The sequence below is a fragment of the Spirosoma areae genome (genome assembly GCF_054781775.1).
On sequence record NZ_BAAGTT010000027.1, the window covers coordinates 1 to 18,949 of the forward strand.

At 52.3% G+C, this 18,949-nt stretch carries 19 protein-coding genes; 3 read left to right on the forward strand and 16 right to left on the reverse strand.

Annotated features, from left to right (window positions below):
* Nucleotides 1–230: 230 nt before the first annotated feature.
* The gene (locus ACYVI1_RS14115) at nucleotides 231–962 is read right to left on the reverse strand and encodes a class I SAM-dependent methyltransferase (RefSeq protein WP_460911202.1); all 732 of its coding nucleotides are present in this window, start codon (nucleotides 960–962) and stop codon (nucleotides 231–233) included.
* A gap of 77 nt (nucleotides 963–1,039) precedes the next feature.
* On the opposite strand from ACYVI1_RS14115, the gene ACYVI1_RS14120 reads away from it, so the two are divergent.
* Nucleotides 1,040–1,438: a phage holin family protein gene (locus ACYVI1_RS14120; RefSeq protein WP_460911204.1), complete on the forward strand. Its 399-nt coding sequence runs from the start codon at nucleotides 1,040–1,042 to the stop codon at nucleotides 1,436–1,438.
* Nucleotides 1,439–1,564: 126 nt separating this feature from the next.
* Here ACYVI1_RS14120 and ACYVI1_RS14125 read toward each other — a convergent pair whose 3' ends face one another.
* The 7 genes from ACYVI1_RS14125 to moeB all read right to left on the reverse strand — a co-directional run bounded on the left by ACYVI1_RS14125 (nucleotide 1,565) and on the right by moeB (nucleotide 6,233).
* On the reverse strand, nucleotides 1,565–2,230 hold the full coding sequence (locus tag ACYVI1_RS14125; RefSeq protein WP_460911206.1) for a zinc metallopeptidase: 666 nt from the start codon (nucleotides 2,228–2,230) through the stop codon (nucleotides 1,565–1,567).
* A gap of 152 nt (nucleotides 2,231–2,382) precedes the next feature.
* Nucleotides 2,383–2,862, reverse strand: coding sequence for a D-glycero-beta-D-manno-heptose 1-phosphate adenylyltransferase (gene rfaE2, locus ACYVI1_RS14130; protein ID WP_460911208.1), 480 nt, complete (start codon nucleotides 2,860–2,862; stop codon nucleotides 2,383–2,385).
* Nucleotides 2,863–2,873: 11 nt separating this feature from the next.
* On the reverse strand, nucleotides 2,874–3,200 hold the full coding sequence (locus ACYVI1_RS14135) for a type II toxin-antitoxin system RelE/ParE family toxin (RefSeq protein WP_460911210.1): 327 nt from the start codon (nucleotides 3,198–3,200) through the stop codon (nucleotides 2,874–2,876).
* On the reverse strand, nucleotides 3,184–3,432 hold the full coding sequence (locus tag ACYVI1_RS14140; RefSeq protein WP_460911212.1) for a hypothetical protein: 249 nt from the start codon (nucleotides 3,430–3,432) through the stop codon (nucleotides 3,184–3,186). The genes ACYVI1_RS14135 and ACYVI1_RS14140 overlap by 17 nt, the downstream gene beginning before the upstream one ends.
* A gap of 28 nt (nucleotides 3,433–3,460) precedes the next feature.
* Entirely contained in the window at nucleotides 3,461–4,528 is a 1,068-nt protein-coding gene (locus ACYVI1_RS14145; protein ID WP_460911214.1) for a lysylphosphatidylglycerol synthase transmembrane domain-containing protein, read from the reverse strand.
* 75 nt (nucleotides 4,529–4,603) lie between these two features.
* On the reverse strand, nucleotides 4,604–4,957 hold the full coding sequence (gene panD / locus ACYVI1_RS14150) for an aspartate 1-decarboxylase (RefSeq protein ID WP_460911216.1): 354 nt from the start codon (nucleotides 4,955–4,957) through the stop codon (nucleotides 4,604–4,606).
* Between the two features lie 136 nt (nucleotides 4,958–5,093).
* Entirely contained in the window at nucleotides 5,094–6,233 is a 1,140-nt protein-coding gene (gene moeB, locus ACYVI1_RS14155) for a molybdopterin-synthase adenylyltransferase MoeB (protein ID WP_460911218.1), read from the reverse strand.
* Nucleotides 6,234–6,397: 164 nt separating this feature from the next.
* Between moeB and ACYVI1_RS14160 the strand changes: the two genes are divergently transcribed.
* Together ACYVI1_RS14160 and ACYVI1_RS14165 are read left to right on the forward strand one after the other, a co-directional pair.
* Nucleotides 6,398–7,165, forward strand: a complete 768-nt coding sequence (locus tag ACYVI1_RS14160; protein ID WP_460911220.1) for a 3-keto-disaccharide hydrolase — start codon at nucleotides 6,398–6,400, stop codon at nucleotides 7,163–7,165.
* 99 nt (nucleotides 7,166–7,264) lie between these two features.
* A complete protein-coding gene (locus ACYVI1_RS14165) occupies nucleotides 7,265–8,137 on the forward strand; it encodes a hydroxypyruvate isomerase family protein (RefSeq protein WP_460911222.1) in 873 nt (290 codons plus the stop codon).
* Nucleotides 8,138–8,186: 49 nt separating this feature from the next.
* Here ACYVI1_RS14165 and ACYVI1_RS14170 read toward each other — a convergent pair whose 3' ends face one another.
* The 8 genes from ACYVI1_RS14170 to ACYVI1_RS14205 all read right to left on the reverse strand — a co-directional run bounded on the left by ACYVI1_RS14170 (nucleotide 8,187) and on the right by ACYVI1_RS14205 (nucleotide 18,945).
* On the reverse strand, nucleotides 8,187–9,059 hold the full coding sequence (locus tag ACYVI1_RS14170; protein ID WP_460911224.1) for a glycosyltransferase family protein: 873 nt from the start codon (nucleotides 9,057–9,059) through the stop codon (nucleotides 8,187–8,189).
* A 115-nt stretch (nucleotides 9,060–9,174) separates the two neighbouring features.
* The gene (locus ACYVI1_RS14175; protein ID WP_460911226.1) at nucleotides 9,175–11,583 is read right to left on the reverse strand and encodes a TonB-dependent receptor domain-containing protein; all 2,409 of its coding nucleotides are present in this window, start codon (nucleotides 11,581–11,583) and stop codon (nucleotides 9,175–9,177) included.
* Between the two features lie 34 nt (nucleotides 11,584–11,617).
* A complete protein-coding gene (locus ACYVI1_RS14180) occupies nucleotides 11,618–12,502 on the reverse strand; it encodes an SDR family oxidoreductase (RefSeq protein WP_460911228.1) in 885 nt (294 codons plus the stop codon).
* Between the two features lie 19 nt (nucleotides 12,503–12,521).
* Nucleotides 12,522–13,898, reverse strand: coding sequence for an FAD-binding oxidoreductase (locus tag ACYVI1_RS14185; protein WP_460911230.1), 1,377 nt, complete (start codon nucleotides 13,896–13,898; stop codon nucleotides 12,522–12,524).
* A 328-nt stretch (nucleotides 13,899–14,226) separates the two neighbouring features.
* Nucleotides 14,227–14,676, reverse strand: coding sequence for a Cif family virulence factor (locus ACYVI1_RS14190; protein ID WP_460911232.1), 450 nt, complete (start codon nucleotides 14,674–14,676; stop codon nucleotides 14,227–14,229).
* A gap of 75 nt (nucleotides 14,677–14,751) precedes the next feature.
* A complete protein-coding gene (locus tag ACYVI1_RS14195; protein ID WP_460911234.1) occupies nucleotides 14,752–14,946 on the reverse strand; it encodes a response regulator transcription factor in 195 nt (64 codons plus the stop codon).
* 131 nt (nucleotides 14,947–15,077) lie between these two features.
* Nucleotides 15,078–15,566, reverse strand: coding sequence for a hypothetical protein (locus ACYVI1_RS14200; RefSeq protein WP_460911236.1), 489 nt, complete (start codon nucleotides 15,564–15,566; stop codon nucleotides 15,078–15,080).
* Nucleotides 15,567–15,822: 256 nt separating this feature from the next.
* The gene (locus ACYVI1_RS14205) at nucleotides 15,823–18,945 is read right to left on the reverse strand and encodes a sensor histidine kinase (protein WP_460911238.1); all 3,123 of its coding nucleotides are present in this window, start codon (nucleotides 18,943–18,945) and stop codon (nucleotides 15,823–15,825) included.
* Between the last annotated feature and the right edge of the window lie 4 nt (nucleotides 18,946–18,949).

Here is an 18,949-nt window from a genome sequence, read left to right on the forward strand (position 1 = left end):
GTGCCAGTTGGCGTAATGCCGTATCGTTTGACTTGCTGAGTTAGCCCGCAATGTTTGCAGGCGACTGCTTCTAAGACCATGATCAAAGATATGCATTTCAACCCTATTCAGCCATCACCAGATAGTTTATAAAGCAATCCGAGGAATAGTTCTAAAATGATTGAGACGAAATAATAATTTATGAGTCAACTTGCTCATATGTAAATCCCCGTACTTAACCAATTCATCCATTACTGCCCAAAAAACATAATATGCTGCTGCGGCAATCGGTCGTCGTTTTTCAGCAGTTTCAGCCCGATGGCTTTCATTTCTTTCGTTGCCTGCGCTACGCTGAGTTTATGAAGTTCTTTGATGGGAACGGTGGGGTCTTCGGCGCGGTATTCAACCAGCACGATGCGTCCGCCCGGCTTCAGCGCTGAGACAATATGGCTCATCATTTCGCGGGGGTACGAGAATTCATGGTAGGCATCGATCAGAATGGCCAGATCGATGCTGTTGGCTGCCAGTTTTGGGTTGGATTCGGTGCCAAGTACGGGTTGCACGTTCGGTAACTTCCGTTTGACTTTTCCCTCGTTCAGGTAGGTGATCATTTCGGGCTGAATATCCACCGCCAGCACGTTGCCTTTGGGCAACTCAGGGGCCATCAGAAAGGTGAAAAACCCCGTTCCGGCGCCGATATCGGCCACAACATCAGTCGGTTTCAGATTTAGGGCTTTCAGGAGTAGATCCGTGCGCTCTTCGCGTTCGCGCTCGGGTCGTTCGAGCCACGACGCACCCAGGTGGCCCATCACCTGCGCGATTTCGCGGCCCTGGTAAATTTTGCCGATTCCGTCGCGGCTGGCTTCGCCAAAACGGTAGACCTTCAGGGAATCAGCCGTCGGCGATTCCGTTGGCGGTTGCTGGGAGGAGCCGGGCCCGCAGGCCAGTAAGAAGGCAAAAAACAGAATCCAGAGACGAGTCATACTGAAACAGGTTAGCTATACGGTCTAAACCATCTGTGCCCAAAACAGTTGTTCAAAAGAATCAAATACACCTGTTTATGAATCTCATTCTACATTTACTACTCGATGCGGCTGTAATTTTCGGCTTAGCTTACTTCATGCCCCAGGTTGATGTCAAAAATTTCGGTACAGCCTTGCTGATTGCCCTGCTGCTCGGTTTGCTTAACTTCGCGGTCGGCTGGCTAATTCGTTTCCCGCTGAACTTAGTTACGTTCTTTCTGCTGACGGGTATTGTCCGAATCGTGGTGACGGCAATTTTATTAAAGCTCATCGATCGGTTTATGGATAGTTTCACGATTGTTGGGTTCTGGCCCGCGCTCGTTATTGCCATAGCCGTTGCCGTAGCAGGTGTGCTCATCGACCGCTCGGCCCCGACACCCGAAATGGTTGAGTCGGGATACGAGGTTGCTTTATTTTCCTGTTTGAGATGGGCATGACAAACACTCGCTCTTAACTTGTTTTCTTTTCGATGAGAAACTGTAAGCCTAAACCAATTCAGACTGCCTTCATACTGCAAAAAGCCCTGATAATCAGGGCTTTTTGCAGTATGAAGGCAGTCTGAATTAATCGCTTCGGCGACCGCCTAACAGGATGCTTCCGTAATAAAGCAAGGTGGCCAATGAGGCAAGCGCAGCAACTACATAGGTCATGGCTGCCCACCAGAGGGCATCTTTGGCAAAGGCATATTCGCGCTGGTTCACCACGCCCCGGTCCTGAATCCAGGCCAGTGCCCGGCGGCTGGCATCGAACTCAACGGGTAGCGTCACGAAACTAAACAGCGTTGTGAGCGCGAACAGGCCAACCCCAATAGCAAGCGGGAGTGGTGTTGTTTGCAACAGCAAAATACCAGCCAGCAAAACCCACTGCATATACTTTGAGGAGACGGTCAGCACGGGCACCATTGCCGAACGGAATTTCAACGGTGCGTAGGCCAGTTTATGCTGCACGGCATGACCGCACTCGTGCGAGGCCACAGCCGCAGCCGCCACACTCCGGCCATAATAGACATCGGCGCTTAAGTTAACGGTCTTTTCCTCAGGGTTATAGTGGTCAGTAAGCATGCCTTCAACAGAAACAACCCGAACATCGTAGATGCCATTTTCATTCAGCATCTTTTGGGCTATTTCGGCACCGCTCAGGCCATTGCCCAGGCCAATTTGAGAATATTCGTTGAACTTGCTTCGTAATCGCCAGCCCACAAAAGCACTGGCGCCGAAGATAGCAATCATAATTAACCAGATCATCGTCAGTTAGTCAGGTTTGAGTTTTGATAGAACGACCAGGTACTGGTTCGTTACTAATTAAACAACAGTTGAGCCAAAAAAGTATCCCGACAGCCGTACCATTTATCAAGCCTGCGGACCCTTCAACAAGACAGTTGCTAATAACTTTGCTTTATGCGGTCGATGAGTTTGGTGGTTGAATAACCTGGCACCAGCGCAATTGTGTCAACGCGCCCCCCCCTGCTCAGCACAAAGTCGGCCCCGACGATGGTCGCAACGGTATAATCGTTTCCTTTCACGAGCACGTCGGGCTTAACGGCTTCGATTAGTTCGAGCGGGGTAGGTTCGCCAAACAGCGTAACGGCATCGACAAATTCAAGCGCGGCCATGAGCCGGGCACGGGCGTACTCGTTCACAACCGGACGGAGCGGGCCTTTGATGCAGCTAACGGACGCATCGGTGTTTAGGCCCAGAATCAGGCGGTCGCCGAGGTGACGGGCTTTTTCGAGGTAGTCGATGTGGCCGAGGTGAACAATATCAAAGCAGCCGTTGGTGAAAACAATTTGCCGACCTTCGGCCCGCCATTGGTCGGCTTGGCGGATGGCCTGCTCACGGGTGAGTATTTTGGATTCAGTCACTTAGCAAAAAACTAAAACTCAATATTGAGTCGCTCCATAATAATAGCAGGGTCTTGTTTCTGATGAAGGACTGCCGTTATTAAAACAACGGCGTTAACTTCATCTACCACATAATAAACTGTATAAGGGAATTTTCGGAAGTGCGCCCTGCGGACAAACAGCAAATGTTCCTGATACATATATGGATTATTAACTATCAACGACTCAATATATTCATAAGCATCCAGCCATTGACGCCCTAATATAGGTTTTCGGCCTATCAACTCATCAATAATTCTGTCCCGGTCAAGATCGGCTTGTTCAGTAAATACAATCGAAAACTTAGTTGGTCCATCCATACTTTAGCCGGATACGACGGGAAGCTTCCTCACCTGAAATACCCGTTTCAGGATGGGCTTTGTGATGTTCATATCGTTTCATGAGGAATTCTTTCAGTAAAGCCTGATATTCGGCATTCTCTTCCTCATCTACATGGCCTGTTAACAACTGACGGGCTGTTTGCAGCAACTCGTGCTGCTGCTCTTCCGATAGTTCGTCTATCGTTTTGTGCAATTCTTCAGCGATGCTCATAGCTGTTCTGTTTTCACAAATATAACAATTACTGCTCCAGTTTAATCGCTTTGGGGTCGTCCAGCACGTCGGGTAAATCGGTTGTTTTGTTGCGCCGGAGCAATACGACTAACAGGGCCAGAATGCCCAGAATGATAATCATAATAGCCGAAACACCATGAATGAACGTTGCCAGTACCTGCCCATCCTGACTGGTAAGACCGTAGAGCAGAGCCACCTGACCCACCAGCAGGTGAAACGAACCAATACCACCCGGTGTAGGAGCCGCCATACCGATTGACCCGACGACCAGAATTGTCAGACCCGTCAGCGGACTCAGGTTTGCCGTTGCGGGCATGGCAAAAAATAACGTGTACGACATCAGGTAATACATCGTCCAGATGAGTAACGTATGAAACACAAAAGCACCTGGCCTGCGTATTTTCCGAACGCTTAACAGTCCGTCCAGCAAACCCACCAGAAATCCACTAACTTTCTGATACAGTGGGTGCCGACCTAATGCTTCGCGGTACCGGTTGAACAAAAACCAGCCCAATAGCGCCAGGCCCAGCAGTGCCGCTCCCACCAACATGAACACGCCTGAACTGCCCGAACTTGCTCCGGTAGTTCCATTAGCCACTTTACCGCCCAGAAACTCCATGAAAAACTGGCTTAGCCGGTCAAACTCCAGTACGAACGTAGCCGCCAGCAACAACACAAGCATCAGCAGATCGAAGAGCCGCTCGGCCACGACGGTACCAAAACTAACATTGACCGGCACCCCGGCAAGTCTGTAAAGCGTACCGCACCGGGCTACTTCGCCGGCGCGGGGCAGGGCAAGGTTGGCTAAATAACCCGTTAGTACGCTGACAGTGGTATCGAGCGACGTTGGCCGTTGAGACACAACGGGTTCCAGCAAAATACGCCACCGTTCGGCCCGGCTCCAGTGGGCAACAAGGGTGAGCAGAGCCGAAAGCAGTACCCACCGATAGTCGGCCGCTTTAATTTTCTGCCAAAGGTCAGCGGCATCGAGGTGACTTTGCTGAAACGTGAACCAGAGTAACCCCCCGGCAATAGCCAGTGAGATAATAAATTTGAGACTGTTTTTGAGATTCATAAGAATGGGGGAAGAAGGAAGGAGACGAAAGGGGAAGGAACGAGAGGATTTCTCCCTTCGTCCCCTTTCTCCCGCTTATCCTTTCACAAGTCGATTGTTTTCATCGGGAAAAACGATGATTGGGGTATGGGTTTGAGCTTCGTCGGCCGACAGCATGGCGTAGGCAATAATAATGATAATATCACCAACCTGCGCCCGCCGGGCGGCTGCTCCGTTCAGGCAGATAATGCCCGTACCGCGCTCACCTTTAATGACATAGGTAATGAGCCGCTCACCGTTGTTGTTGTTCACGATATGAACCTGCTCATTTTCGAGCAGCCCGGCCGCATCCATGAGGTCTTCGTCGATGGTGATGCTGCCAACATAATTGAGTTCAGCCTGCGTCACTTTAACGCGGTGAAGTTTTGACTTTAAAACAGTAAGAAACATGGTTGAGTTGCCGTTTGAGCGCGGCAAAGGTACGAGAGATATGTCAATAGTGGTTAGTGACTAACGCACGAGGATTGCTTTCGCACGGGTCGCCGTTGCGCCGGCCGGAGCGGTTAGCCACTATCGACTTTTATGTTTAATACACCTCCATTTCCGGTTCAACCTCGCGCGCCCAGGCGTTGATGCCTCCATCGAGATTATAGAGATTTGTAAGCCCTTCCTGCGCGTAGAGATACTGGGCAACATTGGCTGAGCGGATGCCGTGATGGCAGTAGACAACCACAGGGCGGTCGGTTGGAATACGCTTGCGGTTGTTGGAAATCATGCCAACCGGAATCAGCACGGCGCCGTCTAAGTGGCAAAGCTCATATTCAGGTCGTTCGCGAACATCTAACAGAAAGATTTCCTCACCCGATGCCAGCCGGTCGGCCAGGTCCTGCACCGCCATCTTTTGCGGGCCGGATGCGCCAGGGGCTGGGCGCGAACCTGCCGAGGCTAACCCCCGCCGGGCGAGGTCTTCAGCATCGGCCCGGCGTTTGGTTTTGATTTTATGCTGAGTCATGGCCAGCAAATCAACCATGAGCAGATGCTCGCTTAATGACTGCCCAATGCCCGTAATGAGTTTAATGACTTCGTTGGCCTGGTAGGTGCCGATAACGCCCGGCAACACGCCTAATACGCCTGTATCGTTGCAGTTTGGAATCTCGATTTCGTTGGGATATTCAGGAAACAGGCACCGATACGTTGGGCCCCGCTGCCCGTCGCCGAGCGTCGCGTTCAGTACGGCTACCTGACCCTCAAAGCGATGGATAGCCCCGTAAACAAAGGGTTTTTCCAGAGTAACACACACATCGTTAACCAGATACCGTACTTTGAAATTGTCGGTGCAGTCGACCACAATATCATAAGGTTCGATAATGGAACGCGCATTACTGATGTCGAGCGCCATCGTGTGGGCATCGAACGTAAGGTCGGGGTTAAGTCGGTTGAGGTGGCTAACCGCCATTTTAGCCTTGGGTTTGCCAACTTCGTCGGTGGTGTAGAGCACCTGCCGCTGAAGGTTGCTCAAATCCACAACGTCGGGGTCAATAATACCAATAGTTCCTACCCCAGCCGCCGTCAGATAAAGCAACACCGGGCAACCCAGGCCACCCGCCCCAACTACCAGGACACGAGCATTTTTGAGCCTTAACTGACCGGCAGGGCCAATTTCGGGCAAGTTCAGGTGTTTCTGATAGCGTTGCTTTTCGGCAGGAACTAAGGTTGTGGCTTCCATGATATCGCACAGTAGGCAATCTAAGGCGGTGTTGCTTTAATCCAACAGATTTATGACGGCGAAAATTGCGTTGAATCAAGTACAAATGGAAATATTTTGCAAACGTTCGGCATGTAGTTTTTTTTAGTACTATTGCTCCGACAAAACCTTAACGTTTCTCAACTATGAACAAGATGTGTTTCCCCGCCGGAAGCAGGCTGGCGGTTAGTCTGCTGGCCCTGACGCTGACCCTTACCAACAACCCTGCTCAGGCAGCCAACAATCCTGCGAAGCCACCTAAGACGAATTCACCCGATGCGCTGCTGAAAAAAGGCAAATGGGTCACTCTTTTCAATGGCAAAACCTTGACCGGCTGGCATACTTATCTGAAATCGGGCCAGCCCGTATCGGAGAAGTGGACGGTCGATAACGGGGCCATTCACCTCACAGCCGGTGGCGCTGGTGACCTTGTAACGGATAAAGAATACGGTGATTTCGACCTGGAAATTGAGTGGAAAATTGCCGAAGGCGGCAACAGCGGCATTATCTATCACGTTCACGAAGATCCCCAGTTCAAAGCTACGTATAACACCGGGCCAGAAATGCAGGTGCTTGATAATGAGCGCCATCCCGACGCCAAACAGGGGCGCGATGGCAACCGCACAGCCGGTGCACTTTATGACTTGCAAAAACCCGTTACGGCCGGAGCCGCCAAACCTGCCGGTGAGTGGAACAAGGCTCGCTTAGTGATTAGCAACGGGAAGGCTGAACAGTATCTGAACGGTAAAAAAACGGCTGAGTATCCAACCAGTGGCCCCGAATGGGATAAAATGGTTTCGGAGAGTAAATTCAAGGGGTGGGAAGGCTTTGGTAAATACGCTGCCGGCCATATTGCCCTACAGGACCACGGCAACAAAGTCTGGTATCGTAACATTCGGATTCGCGAATTATAATTTCTGTAGAGACGCAATACCTTGCGTCTCCTGACCGGATGGTGTTGCTGCCGCACAGGAGACGCAAGGTATTGCGTCTCTACAAAAAAACCACTCATTATGATACGCCGAACGGCTCTGAAAACTCTGACTGGCACTGCCCTGGCCCTGCCCGCCCTGACCGATTCTTTTGCCCACTCTATGACTCACGCTGACCAAACGGCTCCCCTGCTGAAAGGGCGTATCAACCATTCCGTTTGTAAATGGTGTTACGGTAAAATTCCACTCGACGATTTCTGTAAATCGGCCAAAGAAATCGGCCTGAAGTCTGTTGAACTGCTCGGTCCTGAAGACTGGCCTGTCCTGAAAAAACACGGCCTGACGTGTGCGCTGCCGAATGGGGCAGGCAAAGGTATTGTCGATGGGTTTAATAACCCGAAACTGCACGATGAACTGGTAGCCAGCTACGAGGGTATCTTCCCGAAATTAAAGGAAGCGGGTCTCAGCACGGTCATCTGTTTTTCGGGGAACCGGAAAGGTATGAGCGATGCCGAAGGCATGGAAAATTGTGCTACAGCACTGAAACGCCTGATACCCAATGCCCAAAAGTACGGTGTTACCATCATTATGGAGTTGCTCAATAGCAAAGTCGACCACAAAGATTATATGTGCGACCATACGGCCTGGGGCGTTGATTTGTGCAAAAAGGTCGGTTCAGAGAACTTCAAACTGTTGTACGACATCTACCACATGCAAATCATGGAGGGCGATATCATTCGTACCATCCGTGAGCATAATAAGTACATCGGCCATTACCACACGGGCGGCAATCCGGGCCGGAACGAGATTGACGAAACGCAGGAACTCTGCTACCCCGCCATTATGAAAGCCATTGTCGATACCGGTTTCAAAGGCTTTGTGGCGCAGGAGTTTATCCCTAAACGCGACCCATTAACGAGCCTGAAAGAAGCGGTGTTGTTGTGTGATGTGTAAGTCGTAAGTCGTAAGTCGTAAGTCAGTGGCAACTATTGACTTACGACTTTTACACCTGCTTATAATTCTTATACTCACCAATCCGCCAGCCGGTTAGCTTTTCGATGAAGGTTAGGAAGCGCACGCGGGGTGAGTAGTGTTTCTGGCTGGTATCGAACGAAAAAGGCCAGTTCAGCCGGTCAACGCGGGGCTGCATTACGGCGGGGTGAGTGCCGGTAAAGGGCGCCAGCGAATCAATTTTGCTGTAATCGAAGTGGTCCAGCGTGGCGTTGGCTTCGGTAATCGTGCTGGTATCGTTCCAAAAATGGTTCGTATGCCGAAGCCGATTCTTCTGGGTTTCCGGGGGCTTCACCCAGCCGTAGTGATAAATATACGCATCGATCAATTTCACCGTCAGTTTGCGGTTGTCGCGGGTGCGAAATCCCTGAGCATCTTTATAGGACACCACATTGCCCGTATTGCGAATTACCCGGATTTCGCGCCGATACCACCGCCGGGAATCGCCCACGTAGCTGTATGAGCCGTAGAAATGCAGGTACTTGAACAGCAGCCCTTCCACGCCCTTATCGGTCAGATATAATTGCATAGCCTCCCGAACCACCGGAATCGACTGCTCGTGCAGCACCTCATCACCCTGGATATAAAAAGCCCAGTCGGCATCGGGTGAAAGGGCCGCGAGGGCTTTGTTGGTTTCCTGCGCCAGCACCTGCCCGCCTGCCCGAGCGTTCTGGTCCCAGGTGGTTCGAATGACTCGGATTTTGGGCGACTCAATAGCGGCAATCAGCCCCAGTGTATCGTCGTCCGAATCGCCGACGGCAACGACAAACTCATCGCATAATGGCAGAACGGACATTATAGCCTCAACAATCGGGTAATCGAACTGAACGGCATTACGAATAAAACTGAAACCGGCTACTTTCATTCAGCAAAGATACGCCCACAATTTTCCCGTCTTCATCTCCTTCACGGCGTAATTGGCGGCACGGGCCATGTTGGTCGGCAAGGCGTTTCGTATGTCAGGAAATGGGTTGATTTGGTTAGTTCATCCGCTTCCGTTCGTCGTCCGAACCCGTGGCGCGTTTGCTGTTGACGACCACTTTCTGGTTGCCGAACGAGCGTGAGTAGGTCAGCCGAACCAGCCGGTTGTGCGATAAGAAATTAGAATACGCGGTATAACCTTCTGCCGGACTGGCCGTTTCTACCTCCAGGCGGTTGGTCCATAACACGTCCTCGCCCGCGAGCCGAAGTGTTCCCCGGTTGTTGGCCAACTGTTTTTGCAGGCCCACATTCAGCGCGCCAAAGGGACGGCGTGCTGCCACTCCCAACAGGCTGCGACTCTGATAAAACCCCGACAGTTCGGCCGTTAATTTGCCCGGTAGCCGGAACGTTTGCGTCGAGCCAATGCGGCCATACATTAGTTGCTGGCGCAGGGTGATGCCTTCCAGTGTCAACCGGGCCTCCTGCCGAACGCCCTGCACGTTGGTCTGCATTTGCCACCAGGCCGTTACCGGCACGGGAAAGGAGAAGGTAAGCGCGAGGTTATTGGCCTGCTCCAGATTTTCCGGGCGGATAATCTGCCGGTTTTCATTGGGAATAATCCGGAGGTTATAGGTAATGTAGTTTTTAAGCTGGGTGTAATCGAGCGTCAGCAGAAAATTTTTCCGGAACCGGTAGATAGCCTGGATGTTGTTCGACAGGGCTGGCAACAGCCGCTCATTGCCGCCCAGCGTGTAGTTTGGCTCAACAAAGGTGAAAAACGGGGCCAGTTGCCCGAAAGTGGGCCGGCTGATCCGGCGGCTGTAGGACCATTGAATGCTGCTGGTTTGGGTCAGTTCATGGGCGATGAATACAGATGGAAACCAGCTACCATAGTTCCGATAGACCAGCGCCTGCTGGTTACTGGTATGCAGGTCGGTTTCGGTATGTTCATAGCGCAGACCGGCCTGTAAGCGGGTTTTTGGCGTAAATTGCTGACTAATATTCACATAGCCAGCCCAGATGGTTTCGTCCATCTGTACGTGCTGAGTCAGGGCTGAGTCGAGCCGTCGGGTTCCGTTTTGCAGTCGTTCAAACTGAATGTCGTTATCGAAATGAGCAAACGTGCCTTTAAGTCCGGTCTCCACGTTGACCTTCCTGCTGATAGTCCGGCTGTAATCGGCCTTCGCCACCCATAATCGAAGCGGGGTTCGTTTTTCGTTATTGACCGTTTCTTCCTCGTTTCGGTTTTCCTGGGGGTACTCGTAGCTGAACAGGTAGCGATGGGGGTTGTTGTTCACGAAACGAATGTAGTCCAGGTCGGTGCTGAGGGTTTGCTGCTTTTTTAGCTTGTGGCGCAGGTTCAGGTTGGCGGTGTAAATCCAGGTGTCGTTCAGTTCGTCATCCCGAATAGCTACCCGCGTAAGGGGCTGGCCCAGGCGGGTAGTGAGTGAGTTGTTGTAGGCCAATTGGTTCGACTGGATATTCTGCACTGTTGCCAGACTGCTAAGGGTCGTGCGGTCAGTAAGGGCCAGTTCCATACCGGCCTGTCCGTTGTGTATCCAGTCGCGCTCGTCGCGCCGAATCGTATAAATAGTCTCCGTCGGCACGGGCAGGCTAAGGGTCCGGCTTCCGCCCGAGGGCCGCAGAAAATGATTCATCTGTCCCGAATAGTCGGCAAACACGCTCAGTTTCTCTCCCCTGCGGTTTACATTAACCGCCAGGCCCGCCCGTTCCCACTTGCCGTATCCGAAATTGGCCGACAGGGACCCGTTGGTTCCTATGTTCGGGCTTCGCTTCGTCACGATGTTAATCAGCCCGGCATTGCCTTCGGCATCGTACTGGGCCGGGGGCGTCGTGATAAGTTCAATTTTCTCGATATTACCCGCGTTCATACCGCCCAGTAGTTGCATGACGCTGTTCATGGGCAGGCGCGTCAGCTTGCCATTGAGCATGACCATCACCCCTTGCTTACCATTCATGGCTAAGGTATTATTCTGGCGGTCGACCATGACACCCGGCGACCGTTCGAGCATGTCCAGAACGGTGCTTCCTGCCGACGAGATGCTGCTTTGCACGTTGATAATCAACCGGTCGATCTGCTGCTCGAACAGCGGTTTCTGGGTCATCACCTGCACCTCGTTCAGTTGTTTGGCATTAGCTGTAGCCGTGAGTGGGAGCAACTGATGGGTACCATTGCCAGTAGTCAGAATAAATGGTGGGGAATATGATTTTTGATACCCAACGCCGGTGACCGCTACCCGGTAGTGGCCGGGGCGAAGTCGCTCGATGGCAAACAGCCCGTCGCTGGAGGCAACACCGCCTTTCACTAAGGCCGAATCACCCGCGTTGATTACCAGCACATTGGCGTAGGGCACTGGCTTTCCCTGCTCATCATTGACCTTCCCGATCAGGCGGGTTTGGGCATAGGAAGCCGACACAGGTAGCAGGCAAATGAGTAGTAGTTTCATGGTGAGGATAGGCGGGTGATACGTAGGTAATTCGTTAGTTTGCTGTACTCAATGATTCCAGATAGGGCCGCACGTCGACGCCTAAGGGTGCCATGCCTGTAATCCAGGTTTCGTCATCAATACTTGCTGAGGCAATCCAGTCTTCGTCGGAGAGTGAGGAGCGCCAGCCCAGCAACGGACCGGCATCCGCTCCCACCGGATTTCGAAACGCATTCTGTTCGCCCGATGCGATAGCCTGAATCACCTCGGCCACTACCGCAGCCGGTACGTGATTATCCCGCGATGCGGTTAGGTACGACAGCAACCGGGCCTGATTCGGGTAACTCGTGTTGGTGAGTCTCCCACCCAGCTTGTCGATAATCGGCGTGTCGATAACGCCCGGCTGAATTAGCACGACGCGGATACCAAGCGGGCCAACCTCGCCCGCCAAACTCTCGCTGAGGGCTTCGACAGCGGCTTTTGACGCGCAGTAAGCCCCATGAAACGGACTGTAGAGCTTGCCTGCTACCGACGAAATGTTGATGATGCATCCCTGCCGACGTTCGCGCATGGCGGGCAGTACAGCCTGAATGCAGCGCAGCGTTCCGAAAAAATTGGTTTGCATAATCGCCTGAAATTCATCCATAGGTACCTCCTCAACGGGTCCAACCGGTCCAATGCCCGCGTTGTTGATCAGCACGTCGATGGGGCCGCCCTGAGCCAGCACCTCCGCCACAGCCGCGCTCACCGACTCGTCGGAATCGACATTCATTGGCAGAATTAGAATGGGCAGATTGTCGCGCTGGGCGAGCTGGGCCAATTCGGGCGCACGTTGCGGATTTCGCATCGTTGCGTAAACGGTGTGGCCATTACGGGCCATAACTTCAGCAGTAGCGAAGCCAATGCCGGTACTACAGCCGGTAATGAGGATGGTTGACATAAGGGTAAGGGTTTGGGGGTTAAGCAGGCACAATGTTGTTGTTCAGCCGAAAGAAGTTTTTGGGATCGTATTTGGTCTTCAGCGCGACAAGCCGTTCGTAATTTGGTCCATAGGCTGCCCTGACCCGTGTGGCCTCGTCTTCGCCCCCCAGATGGTTGACATAAACGCCTTTCGTATATGGCTCTATCTGGTTCCAGAAGGTGCGCGTCCAGTCAATATTTACCTGGGTATCAGCGGGGTCCATCCACTGCGACACGATGTCGAAATCCCACTGGTCTTCGCGTAAACCAAAGGCTGTTTTTGCCGGATCGACGCGGGCGGCCGCCCCCTTGATGTGGAAGAATAGAATGAAGGAGAACGGCGATGGTTGCCGGGCTGCCTGCTCAATGACCACATCAATAAAGTCGTCTTTTATTTCCGGCACATTACCCGACTTCCAGTAGCGGGGCAGGCCATGTGGGGTTGCGGCATCAAAAAGAGTCTGGTGTTGAGTGTAGGGTATTTCAGCAAGCAAATCGGCCAGGGGCGGGCCGAAGTCGCGTAGTGGTTTTAAGTACTGCTCCGCTTCAGAAAGTGGGCCAAACCAACCCACGAGGAGGGCAATCACCGGTATTCCATCGGGTGTGTTGAGTAGGGCGGCAAAGACTATTAACTCATCGGGCGTGTTGCGGGCAAATTCACGGTAGAAACGCAGCACTTCTCGGGCCTGATCCTGTGGGTAGAGCACCATGCCGCCTAATATCGTCGGTCCAACGGGATGGAGTTGGTAAGTAAACGACGTGACGATGCCAAAGTTGCCACCCCCGCCCCGCACGGCCCAGAATAGGTCTTCATTGGTCGTTTCGCTGGCTGTTAACAGCTTTCCATCGGCGGTTATAATGTCTACAGAGAGCAGGTTGTCGCAGGTGAGGCCATGTTTACCCATCAGCCAGCCTAAGCCTCCGCCCAGCGTCAGGCCTGCAATACCCGTATGGGAAACGGTGCCGCCTGTGGTTGCCAGCCCGTGCTGCTGAGTTGCCTGATCCAGTTCACTCCAGAGTACTCCCGCTTCGGCCCGGGCGGTCTGCTTCGCTGCGTCGACCTGAATGGTTTTCATTGGCGACAGGTCGATCATAAGGCCACCCGCACATACGGCATTACCGGCTACGTTGTGTCCACCCCCGCGCACCGACACCAGTAGATCATGTTCCTGAGCAAACTGCACCGCACTAATAACGTCGGCACTATTGGCACAGCGGGCAATCAGGGCGGGGCATTTGTCGATCATGCCGTTCCAGACCGCACGAGCCTGGTCGTAGCCCTCGTCGCCAGCGCGAAGGAGAACACCTTTGAAGGTGGCTTTTAAGGCAGTTATCGCGTCGCTGGAAAGCGAGTTGGATGTAGCTTCCTGAGTCATTGGGTAAAAGGTTTTAGGGGGTTGGGTTGGCAGTACAGAATAGGTATCGGGGCCGATTTTAATCGGGGAAGCCTGTAGAGGAGGAGCGTATAGGTGAACTATTGAAACGGTTAGGGCGGTGTCGGGTTGTTGATTGAATCCCGGCGCTGACACGTCGGACTACCAGATCGTCTGCTCAATCGTTGTCCTTTTTGTAGTGCCTGCCTACGGTTTCTTCATGGGTTCGATACTATACAAGTTGCTCACAATTTTCCATAGGATAAGCAGAATGGTTTTCATGGCAATTGGCTTAGGTTGATAACAAATTAAAGATCAGGTAATGAGTTTATTAGGGTGCAGGCGTTCCGTACACACTCACTAATTTCCAGGCGCCCTTTACTTTTTCTAAATAACGGGCATCGTAGCTCTGGCTTTTTTTTGTGCCTGATACCGCATCGGTGATGAACGTTGCCAGCGCCGAATTACCATTGACGTGAATCCTGAAATCATGGGTTTTGTGGACATCCCTGCCCAGGTCGGGATGCCCGCTGATGTACTTCTTTATGGCTTTACTAACAGCGTCGTATCCCCGCAGGTAGCCCATTCCTTTTTCGGTGTAGGAGTGGGAGGCATAGGGCACATTTGCCCAGTAGGACAGAACCTTATCGGCATTTCGCTGATAAAAAGCTGCTGATTCACCGGCGATGACGTTCTTAATGGCTTTTTCGTCGGCTGGGTTTTGGGCAATGGTGGCCATGGTCGTCAGACACAGGGCGAGGAGGGTAAGCGCTGTTTTCATTAGGTTTTCGGGTGATTTGTAGGTTGATTTACTAATTAGAAAGGGCGTGAATAGAGGAGAACGGTTTATAATCAGTCAATTAACCAATCCATTCCGCACCGCTTCCTTCACCAGCCCCACTACCGAGCGAACACCCGCCTTGCGGAGCAGATGACGCCGGTGGGTCTCAATGGTGGCTACCGATACCCCCAACCGGTCGGCAATCTGGGCAGTTGTTAACTCGGCAACAATCAGGTGCAGCACGTCTAATTCGCGGGGCGTTAACGTCATAGGAGCGGGGCTTGACAAGATTAAGCAAATCTGGTAAACTCAGTCCAGTTAACTCATCATGGTTTACCCGGATTTGACGTCATGGAAAACCATGATTTTCAGCACTTTACTTTGTTGTAAGATGGTATTCTTCAAAACGTCACTCTACCGCCTTCCTCTTTCCACGACCCCTCACCGGTAGCGCCCGGGAGCGGCCCGGTGTTCGGGGAACCACCCTTGATTTTGGCAAAGCGTCCCGTGCCACCCGTGAACGTGGTGGTACCCGTAATGCTGCTTTGACCAGCCTGAGTTGTCATGGTGGTGTATAGTTTGTCGCCGGTGGAGGTGGTGGCGGTCAGTTTGTGATTGGCCGCTCCGGTCGCCAGCACAAAATCGAATTCGTCGACAAACGTTACATTGCCCGCGAAGGACAGTGAACCAGCTCCCTCAACGACGACTCTGATAATATTCTTCCCGTCGCTGTTCAGAGTAAACTGCTGACTTTTGGGCCTGAAGTTGAATTGCCCTGTGTAGAGCGCATTTTCCTGCTCGAATTCGGGAACGGCTTCGTCTTTTTTGCAGCCGATGAACAACGAGACAATGGCAAGGACGAGTGCGGTTGATTTAAGCGACTTTTTCATGGTGTGAATTGGTTTATGTGAATTGATTGGTTCGATCGTCAGACGATAAACAACAGGCTTAACACAGCAATCAGAACGGCTAAGGCTGATACCAGCATCATAATTATCCAGCCCCAGTTCTTAATTCGTGTTTTCATAATGCCCTCATCGTCAGAACAAAGGTCAGTCAGATTATAGCCTGGCACCATACCACAGGCAGGGTATATTGCTCTACCGTAGGTATGGTATTTTTAGCAGGAAGTTGACGGAATGCAGCTTAAATCGGTATGTCGATGAGCACCTGTGTGCCCCGACCAGGTTGTGAGGTAAGCTCGTACTGCCCGCCGAGGAGTTGGGCGCGGTGCCGGATGTTCTGAAGTCCATTACTTCGCGTGGCGGCCTCCGCTACGTCGAACCCTACGCCGTTATCGCGGTAGTGTACGTGAATGTGGTCGGTCGGTTGGGAGAGCGAGAGACTAATGTGGCTGGCCTGGGCGTGTTTGAGAGCATTCTGGAGGAGTTCCTGCACCATTCGATACAGATGAATCTCGAGCGTATGTTCCAGCCGTTCAGTAAAACCATCTGCCTGGTAGGTAACTTTCAGTTTACCCGTGGCGTTGATGCGCTGAACCAGGTTGTGCAAGGCATTCACCAACCCAATGCTGGCTAAAGTCCGTGGGCTAAGGTCGTGAATCAGTCGGCGGAGGTCATCGAGAGAGTCGTTGAGCAGACTCTCCGAACGTTGTTTGAGGTCAGCAATCGGCACCTTTCTGTCGCCCAGCATATTCAGGTATAGTTTAAGCATCGACAGATTGGCCCCCAGCCCATCGTGCAGGTCCTCGGCAAACCGTTTCCGTTCGGCTTCCTGGGTGCGGGTCATCACGGCCAGTTCGTCTTTCTGGCGCTGCTGGAGGGTGTGGAGCCGGTATTGATAAAACCCCAGTAAGCCACCGAGTAGCAATAGGACCATCGCGGCCCGAAACCAGAGCGTCTGGTAGAAGGGTGGGCGAATTCGAAAATACACCGTAGCCGGTTCGGGATTCCACCGGCCATCATTGTTAGATCCCTGTACGGCAAACGTGTAGTCACCCGGTGGGAGATTGGAAAAATTCACACTTGTCTGCGTACCTATCGGCACCCAGTCCTGCTGACTGTTCGACAGCCGATAGCGGTATTGATTTTTGTCGGAAGCCACAAAATTTAAGGCTCTGAAGGTAAAGCCAATTCGGTTTTGGTGAGCCTCAACTACCCGTACCGCATCACTCTTACCGATAGACCAATTTAACAGGGGTTGCTCATTCACACTCATGCCTGTTATCCAGACAGGTGGTATAGTCTGATTGGGTACTATCTGATCGGGATAAAAGGCCGTTACGCCATCGACACCGCCAAAAAACAATTCACCATCTGCTTTCCGAAAGCTGGCTCCAGAATTGAACTCGATGTGCGACAAGCCTTCACTAATACCATAGGCAGTAAATTGGCGGGTTTGCGGATTAAAGCGATTGATGCCCCGGTTAGTTGATAACCATAAGCGTTTGTGCTGATCGGGTAAAACTTGATAGATAAGGTTATTACTGAGACCGTTAGTTGTTGTGTAGGCCGAAAAACGTCCGGTTTTTTTGTTGAACACGTTCAGGCCACCGCCATAGGTGCCGATCCAAAGCCGCTGCCCATCGTCGTATAAGTCATTTGTAAACGGGCAGCTAATGGTACCGGGGTGGTTGCCCTGATACGGAAAATTGAGAAAATCGTCGGTATCGCCCCGATACCGGCTGATACCATTGTCGCTGAGCACCCAAAAATACCCATCAGCATCGGCTTTGAGGGCTGTTATATAATTGATGGGCAGCGAGTTTGGGTTAGCCTTGTCATGACGATATACCTTTAGTGTATTGCGTCGGCTGTCCCACCGATACAGGCCTGTATCATAGGAGGAGAGCCAGTAAATGCCGGGGCTTATGGGCGTGATATGATTAATCTGATGCTCGCCCTGCTCCTGCAGGTCTGGTTTCAATTTCCGGGTCACCGACTCGTTCGGAAAATCCTGAAAAACATAGTGTCCGTTTCGATCCACGAGCCGGAACAACCCGTGACTCGACCCGACCAGAAATCGGCCATCAGGCTCGCCATAAAGTGCCCAATACTCAGTGCTGCTATCGCCAAAGGGGTTTCGCAGGTACGTGACCCGGCGACTCTGGCGATCGATGTGGGCGATGTATCCAATCCCGCCCAGCAGGATTTCCCGGTCATCGGCCCAGATAGCCTGTACCACGCCAATATGCCGTTCAGCATGTTCGGCATCCTGCACATATCGCTTAAAAGGCTTCTGTTGTTTAAACCAGATGTTCAGTCCGGTGGGCGTGCCTACCCACAGGTTATTCTGCCTGTCAGTGAGCAGGCTGTAGATGTAATTATCAAGCAGGGCGTCGGGATTTTGTGGATTTTTGCGAAACTGAATTTGCTGTCTGCCATCCTCAGATACCCAAAACAATCCTTCCGATTTGGTGCCGATCCAGAAATTGCCATCGGCCTGCTGGCTGATAGCCGTGGCCCCTTTGGCCGACCTGTGGCCCTGGTCGTGGGCTAAGAGCAATTCGTTGAAGGTCGTTTGTTTGCCTGCCGGGCTATTGGACACCCAAACCCCGGTATTGGTCGCTACCCAAAGCCGCCCGCGCCGGTCGCAGAGAATATGCTCGATATACGTAGCTGGTAAAGGGATTCGAAAGACTTGTTTCTCAGGCGTGTACATAAACAGTCCATGCCGGTAAGTGCCTACCCAGACATTACCACGCAGGTCTTCGGCAATCGTTTTGATGTAAACGGATAAGGAGTCGTTAGTAGGAATAGCCATATCCTGAAACCGCCGGGTCGTCAGCGCTAACAAACTCAGGCCATCTTCGGTACCTACCCAGAGTTCGCGACCATTGCGGGCGGCACACAAACTGCTGGGTTTGTCGTTTCGGATCGAATAGGCATCCGTATCGCTGTGCCGAAACCGGGTAAAGTCGTCGGTTTGGCGATTGTAGCGGCTAAGGCCCCCACCATCCGACGCTATCCAGAGCGTACCCTGTCGATCAAGCGTAATGCAGGGAATATAGGATGACGCCACGGTATGGCTGACAAGCGGGTCGTAGTAATAGGTTTTGAAGGTTTTTCCGTCGTACCGATTCAGACCGTCGGCAGTTGACAGCCAGATAAACCCCTGCGTATCCTGCAACATACTCATCACACTTCCCTGCGACAGGCCGTCGGCGGGTGTTCGCCGTTCGAACTGAAGGTCTGCCGGGCGCGGCTGTGCCATTGCCAGGAAGCCTGCCAATAAGAGCAGCAACACAGCAACGAGCTTACGCAGCCAGTTTACCCGGTGCTGGCATCGTAGTCGACAGGCAGTATACATACAT